Source organism: Kribbella sp. NPDC055071 (assembly GCF_053608045.1).
On sequence record NZ_JBSGUS010000016.1, the window covers coordinates 54,084 to 70,308 of the forward strand.

Genomic DNA, 16,225 nt, shown 5'->3' on the forward strand with positions numbered 1-16,225 from the left:
TCACCTCCGCCGGTCGGATCCGCGGAACGTCCGGGCCAGGAGAGCGCGGATGCCGGCGGCGAAGAGCTTTCCCATGACCTTCAGGGGCGACTCGGTGAAGTCGTCGATCAGATCCAACCGGCCGCATCCGGCTGCGGTGATCTCGTAATCGGCCGGTCCGGCATCCTGCGGGCGTCGTACGACGTAGGTCCCCTGCACCAGTTCGTCGAGCGCCACCTGGACCCGGCCGTCATCGGCAGCGGTACGGCGTACCAACTCCGCCCGGGTCAACGGCGTGAACTGCAGGTGCTCGAGAAGCGCATGCTCCAACGCTGGATCGTCGCCCACAGTCCAAGTTTCGCAGGTCCTGGCGGTCAGTCGACTGTCAAAAGCAGCAATCCGCCCGAGTACGTCGGACGCAGGGCTGCCTCCACGCGGACGCGCTGGGCACGGATCGGCGCGAAGGTGGTCGTGTTCAGGCGGTCTGGGGTCACCTCGTACGGGGTGGTGTTCTGGACGGGACGCCACGTTGAGCCGTCCAGCCAAAGGACGCGCCAGCTGGCCGGGACTCGGCATTGGCCGGATCCGGTGTCGTCGTACCAGTACGTCGAGACGCTGGACAGCTCGCGAATCGAGCGCAGGTCGTACTCGATCCACTCTGTCGTACCGCGGCGGTCCCACCAGGTGAAGCGTGGGATGGACGTGTCGGCGGATGAGGCCGGCACACGTCCTGAGTCCGGGGCCTCCAGCGAGTCGCCGTCGTTCACGTGCGACGCGGTGATGCGGGTGCGGTAGATCCAGTCCCGACCGCGCGCGGACACCTGCGGGAACGACGTGATCCGGAGCCTCGCCGCGCCCATCGGGATCAGGGTGATCGTTTCAACGGGTTGCGTCGAGCGAGCCGGGCTCGGCTGCAGCAGCCCCACCACGTCCTCTGTGTCGGTCTCCCACTGCGGGATCCGCCGGGCCTTCGTGGTCAGAGTGAGCGGCACGCCCTCGGCCGTGAACGGACTGGCTCCAGGCGTGGCAGGACGCCGTACGACGTCAATCGGGGCGCCGGCCAGGAGCCCATAGTTCCAAGGGCTTTCGGGGTAGACACTCAGCTCCGGCCACTCGTCTGTGCCACCAATGCGCTCGTACCGCTCATCGATCGCCAGCGAGTAGGTGAGCGGACCACGCTGGACGGACACCGAGTCCTGGTTGTCGTCCCAGACCCGAGTGGTCGCGCGCATCGGCAGCACGAGCTCCACCCGGTCGCCCCGGCGCCAGGTCCGGTCCAGCTTGATCCAGCCGCCCTCAGCACGCGCACCGACCTTCTCAGAGTTCACTCTGACCGAGAACTCACGGGCCCAGCCAGGGACCCTTAAATAGAAGGGGAATCGCGCAGACCCCTGGACGGTGAACCTGATCGTGTCGGAGAACGGGTACTCCGTGTCCTGGACAATGCTCACCGTCTCACCAGCGGCCCCGACGCGACCAGTCACCTTGCTGGCGGCGTACATCGACGCGGCCAGTCCGTTGTCCGACGTCGCCAGCCACAGCTCCTGGGCGTAGTACGGCCAGCCCATGCCGTAGTTGTGCGGACAGCACCGGTACTGATGGACGCCGTACTTGTAGGACTGCATGGCGAAACCGTTCTGGAACTGCCCGTGCTTCGGCCGGTCGTCGAGCTGCACGCTGTTGGCACTGGTGATGTAGTGCATGACTTGCTGCTTCGGGTCGTACGACGCAGGCAGCGAGTTGAACGCCAACTCCTCGCAACGGTCCGTCCAGACCGGATCACCGGTGAACCGGGTCAACAGCTCGCAACTGTGCATCAACTCGACGATCCCGCACGTCTCGAACCCTTGCCGCGGATCCCCGAACCCGGGCCGCGAGTTCTCGTCCCCAGCGAACCCACCGCCCGGGAACTGACCGTAGAGCCCCTTCACCGTGTCGTAGTTCCGGTACGTCGCCGCCCGGTACTTCGCGTCGTTCGACAGCAGCCAGTACTGCAGTGGCTCGCGGAACCCCTGGGCCAGATTGACGTTGTGCCAGGTCGGAATGCCGTTCGTGTAATCGGCCGAACCGCTGTGCATCTTCGTCACCAGGTCGAGCAGCCACTGGTCACCGGTGCGGTTGTACAGCCAGTACGCACTGTCGATGTTGTCGCCCCACCGGAACGCACCCCACGAGCGATTGAACACGTCGGCCGGCTGCCCGTTCTGGAACTGCAGGTACTTCGTCATGAACGGAATCACCCGCTCGTCACCGGAGTACTCGTGCCAGGACCGGAACGCGGCCAGCAACGGCATCCCCGGCCAGAAGTCCGGACCGCCTTCCAACGAGGTCCGTAGCCGGTCCGGACCGAACCAGCCGTCAGACGCCTGGGTGGCGAGGATGCCTTCCATCCAGCGCTCGGTCCGCGTCAGTACGCCGGTATTGCCGGTGACGTAACCCAAATCGCCGAAGCCGCGCAGCCAGTACGGCAGCTCCTCCCAGGCGCCCTGCGCCGGATCGACCCAACCGTTGCCCTCGTAGCCGAGGAAGTCGGAGATCTCGTCGTACCGGCCGCAGAGTCCGTTGACCTGCAGGTCGAGTTGCTGCGCCAGCCACCCTCGCGGTTCGATCACGCCAGGCGGGAGCTTCTGGAACGGAACCGGCCGGAGCGGCGCGCGGTGCGGGACGTAGTGCCCGCCGCGTCCATTGGGCAGGCCGGCCGCGGACGGCGTGGCGTCGGCGTGGGCCGGATCGAGGGCGGTCACGACGGCGGCCGCAGCGAGGGTGACACCGAGGAAGTCACGACGAGGCATTCCTTGGGGGAGGTTGTCGGGCATGGCATTGCCTTTCGAGTGATGGGAGCGGTCATCACGCCGACGGAAATACCGCACACGTTTTCCGTCCCTGACAACGTAGGACTCGCCAGTGCCTCGGTCAAGATCGAAGCCCAGGTCAGCTGGGTCCTCGAACCGCTCCTGCTAGGCTTCGCCCAGCGATCGGGAGGAAACGCGATGAAACGGTCGGCGGTGCGGATCACGGACGTCGCCGCGCTCGCCCGCGTCTCTGCCGGCACCGCGTCGAAGGCACTCAACAACACCGGCCAACTGAGCCAGGAGACCCGGGAACGAGTACGCCGAGCCGCGGCCACTCTCGGATTCACACCGGACGTCCGCGGCCGCGCCCTCTCCTCGGGCCGCACCTACACCGTCGCCCTCCTGACCACCGACAGCTCCGGCCGGTTCAGCATTCCGATCATGCGCGGCGTCGAGGACGTGCTGAGTGCCGGCGAGCTGGCCACCCTGCTCTGCGATACCCGCGACGATCCGCTCCGCGAGCAGACCTATCTACGCTCGCTCGTGGCCCGCGGGGTCGACGGCATCGTGGTCACCGGTCGCAGGACCGAGCCCCGGCCGCCGATCGACGTACCGTTGCCCGTCGTGTACGCCCTCGCGGCCTCGACGAATCCGGACGACGCCTCGGTCATCGTCGACGACGCGGGCGGCGCGACGGCGACCGTGAATCACCTGCGCAGCCTCGGCCGGACGACCATCGCGCACATCACCGGCCCGTCCTACCACCGCTCCGCCGCCGCCCGGGCCCAGGCCGTCGAGGACTCGCTGTGCGGTGAGCCACTCTTCGGTGAGTGGAGCGAACGCTGGGGCCGGCAAGCCACCGATCTCGTCCTGCGGAAGCACCCGGAGGTCGACGCGATCACTTGTGGCAGCGACCAGATCGCCCGTGGCGTCTGCGACCGCCTCCGCGAGCTAGAACGTTCGGTCCCGGCCGACATCGCCGTCAGCGGCTACGACAACTGGCCCGTGATGGCCCTGGCCAGCCGGCCACCGCTCACCTCGGTCGACCTCCGCCTCGAAGACCTCGGCCGACGCGCCGCGCACCTCCTGCTCGAGGCGATCGCGGGCAGGCCGCATCACGGCGTACTGGAGCTCCCGGCCCAGTTGGTCACCCGCGAGTCAACCTTGGGCAGCTGACCCGGATACCCTGTAGCTGAATCTTGAACTTCACGCGAGGGGGCATCGTGGCGGCCGTGCTGGTCATTGGTGGAAGTGGCGGCCTGGGTCAGGAGATCGCCCGGCAGTACGTCGGTCGTGGTGACGAGGTCACGATCACGAGCCGATCGGCCAACCGGGCCGAGGAGGTCGCCGCCGAGCTCGGTGCCCGCGGCCTGGCCGTCGACCTGACCGAGCCGGAGACGATCGAGAAGGCGCTGGCCGGCGTCGGCGAGCTGGATTACCTGGTGATCACCGCGGTCGAGCAGTACGGCAACACGGTCAAGGACTTCAGCATCGCCGACGCCGTGCGCGCCTCGACGGTCAAGCTGGTCGGCTATACCGAGGTCGCCCGGGTCCTGCACGACCGCTTCCGGCCGGGTGCCGGGATCGTCCTGTTCGGTGGGCTCGGCAAGGTCAGGCCGTACCCGGGCTCGACGATGATCACCGCGACGAACAGCGCAGTCTCCGGCGTGATGCGGACGCTGGCCGTCGAGCTCGCTCCGGTCCGGGTGAACGCACTGCACCCAGGTGTCGTCGGCGACAGCCCCGCGTGGCGGGACCGGGATCTGACCATGATCGAGGCCCGCACTCCGATCGGCCGGCTCACGACGACGGCGGAGATCGTCGACGCGACCGATTTCCTGCTGCGCAACGGCGCGGCCAACGCGATCGACCTCCACCTCGACGGTGGCACCCGGGTCGTCTGACCCCGGCTAGCGTCCCCCGCGGGATGCCCAGCGGTACGCGAAGAAGACCCAGGCCAGGGCGGGCAGTCCGAAGATCGCGGCCGCCACCTCGCGGCCGAAGACCAGCATCAACAGGCCGGTGAGGGCGAACGGCACAGCCATCCAGACCGCACCGGCGAACGCGGCCCAGCGCCACTTGCCAGGCTTCCGCGGCTCAGGCTGATACAGCGAAGGTGTCGGCAACCCCGCGAAGATCGGCTGCAGATCGGCATGGGTCACGGCCAGATTCAGCCGATCCACCCGCGCGTGCAGCTCGTCCTCGTCCAGCCGCCCGATCGCGAACTGCTCGGCCAGCTCATCGGTACAGATCCGCCGCTCGTCGTCGGTCAACCGCAACGCCGCCACTCGCCGCCGCGCCGCCGCAGCCCGAGCCTCCTGGCCGGCCGCAGCCGCCAGGCCCATCAACTCCCCTGCCTTCACAGGCCGCCGCTCCGCCATGCCTCACCTCACTCCTCCCTCCGAGTGTGCCAGACAAAGAGGCAGCCTCAAGTGCCCGAAAGGTCCGGGAGCGCCTGGTCAGTTGAGGACGGACGGCAGGGTCGCGGTCCACGCCGTACGGAGCTCGGTCAGCGGCAGCTCGAACTGGTCCTGCACGTCGAGGGTGTCGCCGGTGATGACGCCGATCTTCGCGTGCGGGAACCGCCGGGCCGTGCACATGTCCGTGAACCGGACCTCCTCGGTCCGCGGTACGGCGACGACCGCACGACCGGCCGATTCCGCGAAGAGGAACAGGAACGGGTCGAGCCTGTCCGGTGACCACACCCGGGCACCCACGCCGCCGCGCAGGGCCGACTCGACCAGTGTCTGCGCGACACCGCCGTCGCTCACGTCGTGCGCGGCGTCGATCAGCCCGTCGCGGGAAGCGTTGATCAGGATGTCGGCCAACTGCTTCTCGGCCTCCAGGTCGACCGCCGGCGGCCGACCGCCGAGGTGACCGTGGATGACGTGCGCCCACTCCGAGCCGGACAGCTCCTCCTCGGTCTCCCCGAGCAGGTAGAGCTGGTGGCCCTCCATCTCGGCGGTGAAACCGATCGGCGTACGACGAGTGACGTCGTCGATCACGCCGAGGACACCGACCACCGGGGTCGGCAGGATCGGAGTCTCGCCGGTCTGGTTGTAGAACGACACGTTGCCGCCGGTGACCGGGATGCCCAGCGCGATGCATCCGTCGACCAGGCCGCGGATCGCCTCGGTGAACTGCCACATCACGCCCGAGTCCTCCGGCGATCCGAAGTTCAGGCAGTCGGTCACCGCGGCCGGGCGGGCGCCGGTGGTCGCGACGTTCCGGTACGACTCGGCCAAGGCGAGCATCGCGCCCGTGTACGGGTCCAGCTTGGCGAACCGCCCGTTGCAGTCGGTGGAGACCGCGACACCGAGACCACTCGTCTCGTCGACGCGGATCATCCCGCTGTCCTCGGGCTGCGAGAGCACGGAGTTGCCGAGCACGTAGCGGTCGTACTGATCGGTCACCCAGGACTTGTCACACAGGTTGGGCGAGGCAACCAACGTCAGCAGCGTGTCCCGGAGCTCCGCGCCAGTCGTTGCCCGCGGCAACTTCTCGGCGCCGTCGGCCTGCAGGTCGTCCTGCCAGGAAGGCCGCGCGTACGGCCGGTTGTAGACCGGACCTTCGTGCGCGACGGTCTCCGGCAGTACGTCGACGACCCGCTCGCCATGCCAGTCGATCTCCAGCCGGCCGGTGTCGGTCACTTCACCGATCACGTCTGCCTGGACGTCCCACTTGGCGCAGATCTTGAGGAACTCCTCGACGTTCTCCGGGGTGACGCAGGCCATCATCCGTTCCTGCGACTCGCTCATCAGGATCTCTTCCGGCGACAGCGACGCGTCCCGCAGCGGCACCTTGTCCAGCGACACCCGCATGCCACCGTCGCCCGCGCTGGCCAGCTCCGAGGTCGCACAGGACAGCCCGCCACCGCCGAGGTCCTGGATGCCTTCGACAACCTTTGCGGCGAAGAGCTCGAGCGTGCACTCGATCAGCAGCTTCTCCATGAACGGGTCGCCGACCTGCACCGCGGGCCGCTTGGTCGGGCCGCCCTCGGCGAAGGTCTCCGAGGCCAGCACGGACACGCCACCGATCCCGTCGCCGCCGGTCTTGGCGCCGTACAGGATCATCTGGTTGCCGACGCCGGTCGCGTTCGCGAGGTGCAGGTCCTCGTGCCGCATCACGCCGATGCAGAGCGCGTTGACCAGCGGGTTGCCCAGGTAGGTCGGGTCGAAGACGACCTCGCCGCCGATGTTCGGCAGGCCGAGGCTGTTCCCGTACCCGCCGACGCCGGAGACGATGCCCGGCAGCACGCGCTTGGTGTCCGGCGCGTCCAGCGGGCCGAAGCGCAGCGGGTCCATCACCGCGACCGGGCGGGCGCCCATGGCGATGATGTCGCGGACGATGCCGCCGACGCCGGTGGCCGCGCCCTGGTACGGCTCGACGTACGACGGGTGGTTGTGCGACTCGACCTTGAACGTGACGGCGTACCCCTCGCCGATGTCGATGACGCCCGCGTTCTCACCGATCCCGGCCAGCATCTTCCCGGCCGGCGTCTCCTGCGGGATCTCACCGAACCGCTTGAGGTGCACCTTGGAGGACTTGTACGAGCAGTGCTCGCTCCACATCACCGAATACATGGCCAGCTCGCAGCTGGTCGGCCGGCGGTCCAGGATGTCGCGGATCCGCTGGTACTCGTCCGCCTTCAGCCCGAGCTCGGCCCACGGCTGCTCGACGTCCGGGGTGGCGATGGCGTTGTTCACAGTGTCGGCATGATTTTCGGGGGCCACGTCAGGACTCCTGCACTAGGTGGGACTCAGGTGAAACGGTAGCGGGCTGCCGCACATCCAGCAGATGCGCGATCAGGATCGGTACGGCGAACCCGGCCATGATTCCGGCCACGATGACGCCGACGTCGTTCAGCAGGCTGCCGACCAGACCACAGACCGTCATCGCGATCAGGGTCGGCCGGACCATCGGTTTGCTGTAGTAGAAGCGCCGGTACGACGCACTCGGCACCCGGTCCGGCATCACGGTGGCAAGCATCAACAGGATGACCACAACGAGCAGCACCCACCCGGCCGGACTCTGGAAGACCGCCAGTGCCGCCTGCAGTTTGCGGACCAGGACATCGGTGACGTCGCCGTCGAGCACCCGGGCCACAAACGCTCCGAAGTGGCTGCGCTTGTCCGGTGGGCGCAGGTAGTCCAGGTAGGACACCGCGGACACAGCCACCAGGGCGCCAACGCCCACACCGAGCAGTGCGCGCCAGGAGATGCTGCCGCGCCAGGTCAGCCAGGCCATCAACAGCACTGCGGGAGTCAGTCCGAGGATGCCACCGAAGTCCGTGCCCCAGCCCGGCGTGCCGTCCACGACGATCGCTACACCGCCGATCGCTAGCACTGCGAGTGCGGCCTGGACCCGACTGCGATCAATCAGCTGCTGCGCGGCCCATCCGGCCAGCACGAGCGTGCCCACGGCCAGTGCGGCGAAGGTTGAGTTCCCGAAGCCGTAGAAGCGGCCGCCGAACACCGGGCCGTCCGCAAACATGCTGCCGAGCTGCATCGGCGTCCCCAGCAGTCCATCGATCACCAGCAGCACATACGCCCCCGCCGCTAGCCCGAGGTATGCGTAGCGCTTCAAGAACAGCAGGGACAGCGCGGCCGCAGCCACGCTGAGTGCAATGGTCACGGCGTACAGGGCAACGCCGGGAGACGGCCACCGCCACCAGACCGTCGCAGTGGCCAGGTACACCGCGATGAAGAAGCCGCCCTGGGTCAGAAGCGCGAAGATCGCCGCACGGCGGGCCCAAGCGCTGTTGCGTCGGAGCAGGAACCAGCCAAGCGTCACAACCAGCAGGACTGCCAGTGTCCCCGCGACATACTTCAACACGGACCGAGGTTGCTCGTACCGCTGATTGGCATCGAGCCTGTCCTCGATCACGGCCGATGCGTTCGTGTGTACGTCGCCAGTCGAGTCGATCTCGCTGCCACCGAGCGGACCGGCCTTCTGGCCGCCGTCCAGCTTCACGTCCGTCGCCTGGCCGCGCAGCATGGTCGCGGTGAGGTCCGCCAATTGGATCAGACCCGGGCGGTGCGTCGAGTCGCTGGTCAGCCAGCGAGCGCCGTCAGCCGGCGGAACCTGCAGGGCAGCCAGCGTCTGCTTCGGTGCGTCGACGGTCTCCCGGCTGACACCGGTCAGCAGCACCCAGCCACCGCTTGCGCGGGCCGCATCGACTAGATCGGCGAGCTGGCGAAGGGCATCAGCGCGGCCCTCGCCGAACGGCAGCACTCCGGCGTCGATGAACGCATCCCGACAGGTGGCCAACTGGGCCGCGTTGAATTCGGGCGACCAGTTGGCCACCGAACCGTCCGGTTTCGCGACCGCGATGGCCGCCCCCGGTCCGAAGCCGCAGACTCCGTCGCGGCTGGCGGCCAATCGGCCCAGCGGTGCGCCGGTGTGGTGCTCGGCCTGGCGATCGACGTACGTCTGCCAGCCCTGCATCCTTCCGTTCACCACAGCCGGGAGATCGCCGCACGGCTGGTCCGGAACGTTGCCCCAGGCCCGCGAGCCGGCGCTGATCGTCAGCCAGCCGTCGATCGGGCAGGTGATCATGCTGGCCGTCCGCACCGACATCGAGCCGACGTTCGACTGGTTCACCAGGGCGGTCAGCTCCGGCGAGCTCTTCACGTCACTCCAGGTCAGACCGGCCACACCGATCACCACGGCCTTGGCGTCCGGGCCGACCGGCTGGGCTGCCGCCGTACCGGTCGCTGTGAAGGCCACGGCGGCGGTGAGCAAGAGAGTGCGGGCAAGGAGCCGCCACGCCCGCATGAACCCCATCAGGAGGCGACGACGGCCTTCAGCACCGAGGTGAAGAAGCCGAGGCCGTCCGTGCTCGGACCGGTCAGTGTCTCGACGCAGTGCTCCGGGTGCGGCATCAGGCCGACCACATTGCCCCGCTCGTTGGTGATGCCCGCGATGTCGCGGTACGAGCCGTTCGGGTTGCCGAGGTAGCGGGCGACCACGCGACCCTCGCCCTCCAGCCGGTCCAGGGTCGCCTCGTCGGCGACGAACGAGCCGTCCTGGTTCTTCAGCACGATGGTGATCTCGTGGTTGGCGTCGTACTCGCTGGTCCAGGCGGTGCGGTTGTTCTCGATCCGCAGCGGCTGGTCCCGGCAGACGAACTTGCGCAGGTGGTTCTTGATCAGGGCACCGGGGAGCAGGTGCGATTCACACAGCACCTGGAAGCCGTTGCAGATCCCCAGCACCGGCATGCCCTCGCCAGCCTTCTTGATGATGGTGTCCATCACCGGGGCGAACCGGGAGATGGCACCGGCGCGGAGGTAGTCGCCGTACGAGAAGCCGCCCGGCAGGACGACCGCGTCCACGCCGTGCAGGTCGGCGTCGGCGTGCCAGAGCGCGACCGGCTCGGCACCGGCGACCGCGGCCGCGCGGCGCGCGTCGGCGTCGTCGAGCGAGCCCGGGAAGGTGACGACCCCGATCTTCACTGAACGTCGCTCTCGACGTGAAGGGTGTAGTCCTCGATCACCGGGTTGGCCAGCAGCGTGTCGGCGGCCTTGCGGATCTCGGCGACCTGTTCCTCGGTCGCCTCACCGTCCAGGGTGATCTCGAACCGCTTGCCCTGACGGACATCGGCCACGCCGTCGAAGCCGAGCCGGCCGAACGCGCCGTGCACCGCCTTGCCCTGCGGGTCGAGGATCTCGGGCTTGAGCATGACATCGACGACAACGCGAGCCACTGACTTACTCCAGGTCTCGTTCCGGGGTGACGCCTGAATCCTACCGATTGCGGGCCAGATCGCCGCATCCATCGACTATACACTCAGTACATACACGCGGTGTATAGTCCATCGCATGGCCACCGCAGAGCTCGTCCTCGGACTGCTCTCCGCCGGTCCGGCGCATGGGTACGACGTGAAGCGCGGCCACGACACGTGGTTCCCGGACAGCCGGCCGCTGGCGTTCGGGCAGGTCTACACGACACTCGGGCGACTCGAGCGGGACGGCCTGGTTGAGGTGGTCGACAAGACCTCCGGCGGCGGTCCGGACCGCACGGTCTACGCACTGACCCAGAAGGGCCGCGACCACCTCGCCGACTGGCTGAACGACCCGGTGCCGCCCGCCTGGGGCAGTGCGGACGAGGTACTGCGGAAGCTCGTGGCCGCGATCCGGACCGGCAGCGACCCCGAGGCGTTCCTGGCCCGTCAGCGCGCCAGCCATCTGCGCCGGATCCGCGAGCTGCGAGAGACTCCGGCCGAGGACGACCCGACCTCATCGCTGGTCCGTGAGTACATCGTGGCGCACCTGGACGCCGACCTCCGCTGGCTGGACAGCGCTCTGGACCGCATCTCGGAGCAGAAGGAGGCCTCGCTATGAGCTCGCCACAGCCTGTGCTGGAGCTGGACCACGTCGAGTACTCCTACCTTCGAAACACGGCTCTCCGCGGTGTGAGCCTGCAACTCAAGCGCGGCGAGGTCGTCGCAGTCACCGGCGCCAGTGGATCCGGCAAGTCCACTCTCCTGCACTGTGCGGCCGGAATCATCAGTCCGGACGCCGGTTCCGTCCGCCTGGACGGTCAGGACCTGGCTGCGCTTCCGGAGGGCCTGCGGACCGGACTCCGGCGTACGAAGATCGGCATTGTGCTGCAGTTCGGTCAGCTCGTGCCTGACCTGCCGCTGATTGACAACGTCGCGCTGCCCCTCTTGCTGGACGGTCATGAACGCGGCGACGCGCATGTGGCCGCTTTGGACTGGCTGAAGCAGGTTGGCATCGAGGACGAGGCCGATGCGGTTCCGGCCGAGTTGTCCGGCGGTCAGACCCAGCGCGCGGCCGTAGCGCGAGCCCTGATCACCGGACCGTCAGTCGTACTCGCGGACGAGCCGACCGGCAGCCTCGACAGCCACGCGGGACGCGACCTGATGGACGTGCTGCTGCAGGCCGCCCGGTACCGCGATGCCGCACTGCTGATGGTCACCCACGACAACCTGGTCGCCTCCTTGGCAGACCGTGAGATCAGACTTCGTGACGGCGCGATCCAGCACGAGGTGGGGCTCTGATGACCCTGGAAACTCTGGTCCAGCTCTCCCGATCCCGGACGCCCGCGGACCGCAGCCGCATCCAGTTGGCGACTGCGGCGTTCGGACTGAGCGGTGCGCTGCTCCTGGGCGCGCTGCGCATCGCCCGGATGGGTGGCGGCGAGCTGTCGGAGACCGTCTACAGCAACTACCTGGCCGAGAGTGGCCTGCGTCCCGGACTGACCGCGATCCTGGTGGTTCTGGCCGCGCTGACCGGAGGACTCGCTGTCCAGGCGTTAAGGCTCGGCACGGCGGCTCGCGAGCGACGACTCGCCGCGCTGCGACTCGCGGGCGCCTCGCGGCGGCAGCTCCGACAGCTGTCCGTGACTGACGGCGCAATGGCCGGCCTTGCGGGCGGACTGCTCGCCGGACCGGTCTATCTGGTGCTCAGCCTGCTGTTCGGCATACTGCCGCGGATGGCCCAGGTACTGCCCGGTGCTGAGGTCGTCGATGTGCTCATCTGGATCCCAGTGATTGTGCTGATGACCACGGCCGGGGTGGTGATCGGGAGTCTGCTGCACGCCGATGGGCCGGCTCAGTCGGAGCTGCCGCCGGCGGGCCGGCGCCGTACCGGTCTGATCGCTGGACCGGTGTTGATCGTCGTCGGTCTCGTCGCTGCGCCCTGGGCGGGGCTCGTCGGGTCGACCACCATCGTCATCGGACTGGGTGTGAGCTTTCTGAGCTTCGGCGCCCTGTGGATCCGGGCCATCGGCCGGTGGTTGAGCCGGTCCAGTGACCCCGCCAACCTGCTGGCGGGTGTGCGTTTGGTCACCGACTCGCGCCCCTCCGCTCGACTGGCCATGATGCTGGGCTGCTGCGGCTTCCTGGTCGGGACGCTGATCAACGGACTCGCTGCTGTGCTGATGCTGTCCAGAGACCTCTACGACACCACGTTTTACGCGACCGGATTCGGGATGGCCGTTCTGGGCCTTCTGCTGGTCATACTGACCGCTATGGGGGCTCTGATCGTCGGCGTGGCCGACCAGCTGGTGGATCAACGCCGACAGCTGGCCTGCCTGACCGCGTTCGGCGTGGATGTGCATTTCCTTCGCCGAGTGATCCGACGCCAGCTGACCGCGGTCGCCGCGCCCGCACTGGCGGCGGGTCTGCTGCTCGGCATGCTCCTCGGCCTCAGCCGGCTGATCGGAGCCGGCAACGACCCGATCAGGCCGGGCGTGCTGATCTCGACCACCATCGGACTGACCGTGGCAGGCTGGCTGCTCGGCCTGTTCGGGGGCACCGCCGCCGGCTTTCTGCTTCGCAACCAACTCCGGGACGCACTCGATCCCGAGAATCTGAGGGCGGCCTAATGGGCTCGACACCGCTGGCTGTCCGGCCCGCACTGCTGCTGGGCCTGCCCAACCGCATCACACTGGTCCGCACTGTCATTGCCATGGTGGTCGCGGCGATCGCCTTCCACACCGGCACGATCACCTGGCTGGTGATCGGGTACGCCGCCTACTGGTTCGGCGACATGCTCGACGGCGCGGTAGCGCGCCGGCGCAAGGAGGAGTCGATCTCCGGAGCGATCTTCGACATCGTCTGCGACCGGGCGTGCTCGTTCCTGCTGGCGGCCGCGTTCATGACGACGTACCCGGAGACCATCGGGCCACTGGTGATCTTCCTGGTGCAGTTCGGCGTACTGGACACCATGCTGTCGCTGGCGTTCCTGCTCTGGCCTGAGACTCTCAGCCCTAACTACTTCTACAAGGTCGACCGGCCGATCTATGTCTGGAACTGGTCCAAGCCGGCGAAGGCGGTCAACACGGCCGCAGTGGTGCTCTCACTCGTCTTCGCCCACTACACCGGCGCACAGTGGCTTCCGTACACGGTTGCGATCGCAGCCTGCGTGGTCAAGGTGATCTCGTCGTACCGGCTCAACTCGATCCTCAGCGGCCGCCTGGACGCCGCCCCCGGGCGGCCATGAGCGCGTGGATCTGGCAGCTCCTCGTGGCGATCGGCTTCGGGGTCGGGTCTGCCGTCGTACCGGTGCTCAACGCGGAGGCGTACATCCTCGGCGCGGGCGTGTCCGGCGTCCTGGATCCTGTGGTCGCCGGGATCGGGGTCGGGATCGGGCAGACCATCGGCAAGGTCGCGATGTTCCTGGCCGTGCGCACGGGTAAAGGGTTCGCCGGGCAGAAGCACAAGGAGCAGAAGCCGGTGAACCTCGACACCCGGTGGGGCCGGTTCGTGCAGTGGAACCGCGACCTGAGCAAACGGCTCCTGGACGCTCTGAGCGACCGCAAGTGGGGTATCCCGGTCACGCTGCTGAGCGGGTTCGTGGGCATCCCACCGCTGTACGGCGTCGCCCTGATCGGCGGCGCGTCCCGGATGGGCGTCGTGACCTTCGGCCTGTCGGTCCTCGTCAGCCGCGGCGGCCGCTTCGTCCTGATCGCGTTGGGCGTCAGCCTCTTCTAGCCCTCGAAGGTGCGGCCGGTCAGCTGTTCGTAGGCGTCGATGTACGCCGCCCTCGTCTTCTCGATCACTTCGTCGGACAATGGCGGCGGCGCCTCGCCGGACGTCCGGTCCCAGCCGGACTCGAACTGGAGCCAGTCGCGAACGATCTGCTTGTCGTACGACGGTTGCTGCTTGCCCGGCGACCACTGGTCGGCCGGCCAGAACCGGCTCGAGTCGGGCGTCAGCACCTCGTCGGCCAGCACGATCGTCCCGTCCGGCCGCGCACCGAACTCGAACTTGGTGTCGGCCAGGATGATCCCGCGCTCTCCCGCCAGCTCGTGCGCCCGCGCGTAGATGTCCAGCGTGAGGTCGCGCAGCTTCGCTGCCGTCTCCGCACCGACGGTCGCCACCACGACGTCGTACGAAATGTTCTCGTCGTGCTCACCGAGGTCGGCCTTGGTCGCCGGGGTGAAGATCGGCTCCGGCAGTCGGGAGCCTTCGACCAGACCGGCCGGTAGCGGGATGCCGCAGACCGCGCGGGTGGCCCGGTACTCGCGCAGGCCCGAGCCGCTCAGGTATCCACGGGCGACGCACTCGATCGGGAACATCTCGAGCTTCTCGCAGACCACCGCGCGACCGGCGAGCTCAGTCGGCACGTCGGTCGAGATGATGTGGTTCGGCACGTCCAACTGCTCGAACCACCACAGGCTCATCGCCGTGAGCACCTTCCCCTTGTCCGGGATCGGCGGCTCCAGGATCCAGTCGAACGCGCTCATCCGGTCGCTCGCGACCATCAGCAGGTCACCGGACTCCAACTCGTACAGGTCGCGGACCTTGCCGGAGTGGAGGTGCTTCGCGCCAGGGATCTCGGGGGCCTGCGGAGGTGTGGTCACGTCGACGATTCTGTCATCCCCTCAGCGGCGACGGAGTGCCACCAACTTGCCGCCGAGGCCGAAGAGGCCGTCGCGGAGCGTGCAGAACACCGGATTCTCGGTTTGGCCCACTCGGCCGATGCTTCTGGACCGCCTGACCAGCTTGGTGGTTGCAGGGCGGCGTTCGGCGTCGTACCCGCTCAGATCGGAGAGGTGTCGCGCCAGGGCGCCGGCGTCCTCGATCGCTGAGCACGCGCCGCGGCCGAGGTTCGGCGTCATCGCGTGGGCGGCGTCCCCGAGCAGGACGACACGTCCCTTCGTGAACGGGACCAACGGCAGCGTGAGATCGTAGATGTCGTTCTGGAGGACAGTGCCGCTGTTGGCGATGAGGTCCGGGATCGGGCGGTGCCATTCGCGGTAGGCCTCCAGAACTGCCGCCTGGTCGCCACCGGACCCGGCTGGCTGGTTCGCGGTCGCGTACCAGTACGTCCGCCCGTCGATCAGCCGAGCGAACCCGAACCGCTGACCGCGTCCCCAGGTCTCGCCATCACCCTCGTCGGTCTCGACATCCGCGATACCCCGGTACGCCGTGTAGCCGGAGTACCGCGGTCCCTTGTAGTCCGGGTACAGCGCGGTCCGGATCGCACTGCGGAGTCCGTCCGCAGCCACGACCAGGTCAGCCCGTAGGTCGCCGTTGACTGTCACACCGGAGTCGTCCTGGGCGATCGACGTCACCTCGTAGCCGGTCCGGACCGTGATCGCCGGACCGAACTCTGCCGTGATCAGGTCGTGCAGCTGCGCCCGGTGGATCATCACCGGCATCTCCACGCCGAGATCGGCCGCCGCGACAACCGGGCGACCAGTCGGCTTCCGCATCGCGGCCGGCTTGGCGACCGCCGCCGCCTTCTCGACACCCTTGACACCGAGCTCCTCGAGTACGGCGACCGCCGCTGGCCAGACCGAGATCCCGGCCCCCACCTCACCCAGCTCGGCCGCGCGCTCCAGAACGACCACCTGACACCCGCTCCGCTGCAACGCGACGGCCGCCGTCACCCCACCGATCCCCGCTCCGACCACGATCGCCGTACTCATGCTCCTGACTCTACATCTGTAGAGTCCGATGGGAAAGGTGGGAGACTGACCGG

General features: G+C 68.2%; 16 protein-coding genes. 7 read left to right on the forward strand and 9 right to left on the reverse strand.

Annotation, left to right across the window (positions count from 1 at the left end; all coding sequences use genetic code 11):
- Positions 1-327 carry a hypothetical protein gene (locus ACWF4Z_RS25420; protein ID WP_452245636.1) on the reverse strand — a complete coding sequence of 109 codons (327 nt, stop codon included), beginning with the start codon at positions 325-327 and terminating at the stop codon, positions 1-3.
- A 26-nt stretch (positions 328-353) separates the two neighbouring features.
- On the reverse strand, positions 354-2,795 hold the full coding sequence (locus ACWF4Z_RS25425) for a beta-L-arabinofuranosidase domain-containing protein (RefSeq protein ID WP_452245637.1): 2,442 nt from the start codon (positions 2,793-2,795) through the stop codon (positions 354-356).
- Positions 2,796-2,969: 174 nt separating this feature from the next.
- Here ACWF4Z_RS25425 and ACWF4Z_RS25430 point away from each other — a divergent pair, with 174 nt between their 5' ends.
- The gene (locus ACWF4Z_RS25430; RefSeq protein WP_452245638.1) at positions 2,970-3,947 is read left to right on the forward strand and encodes a LacI family DNA-binding transcriptional regulator; all 978 of its coding nucleotides are present in this window, start codon (positions 2,970-2,972) and stop codon (positions 3,945-3,947) included.
- 23 nt (positions 3,948-3,970) lie between these two features.
- The gene (locus ACWF4Z_RS25435) at positions 3,971-4,675 is read left to right on the forward strand and encodes an SDR family oxidoreductase (protein ID WP_452245639.1); all 705 of its coding nucleotides are present in this window, start codon (positions 3,971-3,973) and stop codon (positions 4,673-4,675) included.
- A gap of 6 nt (positions 4,676-4,681) precedes the next feature.
- Here ACWF4Z_RS25435 and ACWF4Z_RS25440 read toward each other — a convergent pair whose 3' ends face one another.
- From ACWF4Z_RS25440 to purS, 5 genes are all read right to left on the reverse strand, one after another.
- On the reverse strand, positions 4,682-5,152 hold the full coding sequence (locus tag ACWF4Z_RS25440; RefSeq protein WP_452245640.1) for a DUF1707 SHOCT-like domain-containing protein: 471 nt from the start codon (positions 5,150-5,152) through the stop codon (positions 4,682-4,684).
- A gap of 78 nt (positions 5,153-5,230) precedes the next feature.
- Positions 5,231-7,504, reverse strand: a complete 2,274-nt coding sequence (gene purL / locus ACWF4Z_RS25445) for a phosphoribosylformylglycinamidine synthase subunit PurL (protein WP_452245641.1) — start codon at positions 7,502-7,504, stop codon at positions 5,231-5,233.
- 1 nt (position 7,505) lies between these two features.
- Positions 7,506-9,548 carry a hypothetical protein gene (locus ACWF4Z_RS25450; RefSeq protein WP_452245642.1) on the reverse strand — a complete coding sequence of 681 codons (2,043 nt, stop codon included), beginning with the start codon at positions 9,546-9,548 and terminating at the stop codon, positions 7,506-7,508.
- Between the two features lie 8 nt (positions 9,549-9,556).
- Positions 9,557-10,225, reverse strand: a complete 669-nt coding sequence (gene purQ, locus ACWF4Z_RS25455) for a phosphoribosylformylglycinamidine synthase subunit PurQ (protein WP_452245643.1) — start codon at positions 10,223-10,225, stop codon at positions 9,557-9,559.
- On the reverse strand, positions 10,222-10,476 hold the full coding sequence (gene purS / locus ACWF4Z_RS25460; RefSeq protein WP_452245644.1) for a phosphoribosylformylglycinamidine synthase subunit PurS: 255 nt from the start codon (positions 10,474-10,476) through the stop codon (positions 10,222-10,224). The genes purQ and purS overlap by 4 nt, the downstream gene beginning before the upstream one ends.
- Before the next feature lie 115 nt (positions 10,477-10,591).
- Between purS and ACWF4Z_RS25465 the strand changes: the two genes are divergently transcribed.
- Genes ACWF4Z_RS25465 through ACWF4Z_RS25485 form a run of 5 tightly spaced genes read left to right on the forward strand, consistent with a single transcriptional unit; the run spans position 10,592 to position 14,229 of the window.
- A complete protein-coding gene (locus ACWF4Z_RS25465; protein ID WP_452245645.1) occupies positions 10,592-11,113 on the forward strand; it encodes a helix-turn-helix transcriptional regulator in 522 nt (173 codons plus the stop codon).
- Entirely contained in the window at positions 11,110-11,793 is a 684-nt protein-coding gene (locus tag ACWF4Z_RS25470; RefSeq protein ID WP_452245646.1) for an ABC transporter ATP-binding protein, read from the forward strand. Before ACWF4Z_RS25465 ends, ACWF4Z_RS25470 begins: the two co-directional genes overlap by 4 nt.
- Entirely contained in the window at positions 11,793-13,121 is a 1,329-nt protein-coding gene (locus tag ACWF4Z_RS25475) for a hypothetical protein (RefSeq protein WP_452245647.1), read from the forward strand. Before ACWF4Z_RS25470 ends, ACWF4Z_RS25475 begins: the two co-directional genes overlap by 1 nt.
- Positions 13,121-13,738, forward strand: coding sequence for a CDP-alcohol phosphatidyltransferase family protein (locus ACWF4Z_RS25480; protein ID WP_452245648.1), 618 nt, complete (start codon positions 13,121-13,123; stop codon positions 13,736-13,738). Before ACWF4Z_RS25475 ends, ACWF4Z_RS25480 begins: the two co-directional genes overlap by 1 nt.
- Positions 13,735-14,229, forward strand: a complete 495-nt coding sequence (locus ACWF4Z_RS25485) for a hypothetical protein (protein ID WP_452245649.1) — start codon at positions 13,735-13,737, stop codon at positions 14,227-14,229. The genes ACWF4Z_RS25480 and ACWF4Z_RS25485 overlap by 4 nt, the downstream gene beginning before the upstream one ends.
- Here the strand turns inward: ACWF4Z_RS25485 and ACWF4Z_RS25490 are convergent.
- Both ACWF4Z_RS25490 and ACWF4Z_RS25495 read right to left on the reverse strand, forming a co-directional pair.
- Positions 14,226-15,101, reverse strand: coding sequence for a phosphoribosylaminoimidazolesuccinocarboxamide synthase (locus tag ACWF4Z_RS25490; protein WP_452245650.1), 876 nt, complete (start codon positions 15,099-15,101; stop codon positions 14,226-14,228). The two genes, ACWF4Z_RS25485 and ACWF4Z_RS25490, sit on opposite strands and share 4 nt — an antisense overlap.
- Before the next feature lie 21 nt (positions 15,102-15,122).
- Positions 15,123-16,172, reverse strand: a complete 1,050-nt coding sequence (locus tag ACWF4Z_RS25495; RefSeq protein ID WP_452245651.1) for an FAD-dependent monooxygenase — start codon at positions 16,170-16,172, stop codon at positions 15,123-15,125.
- Positions 16,173-16,225 lie beyond the last annotated feature (53 nt).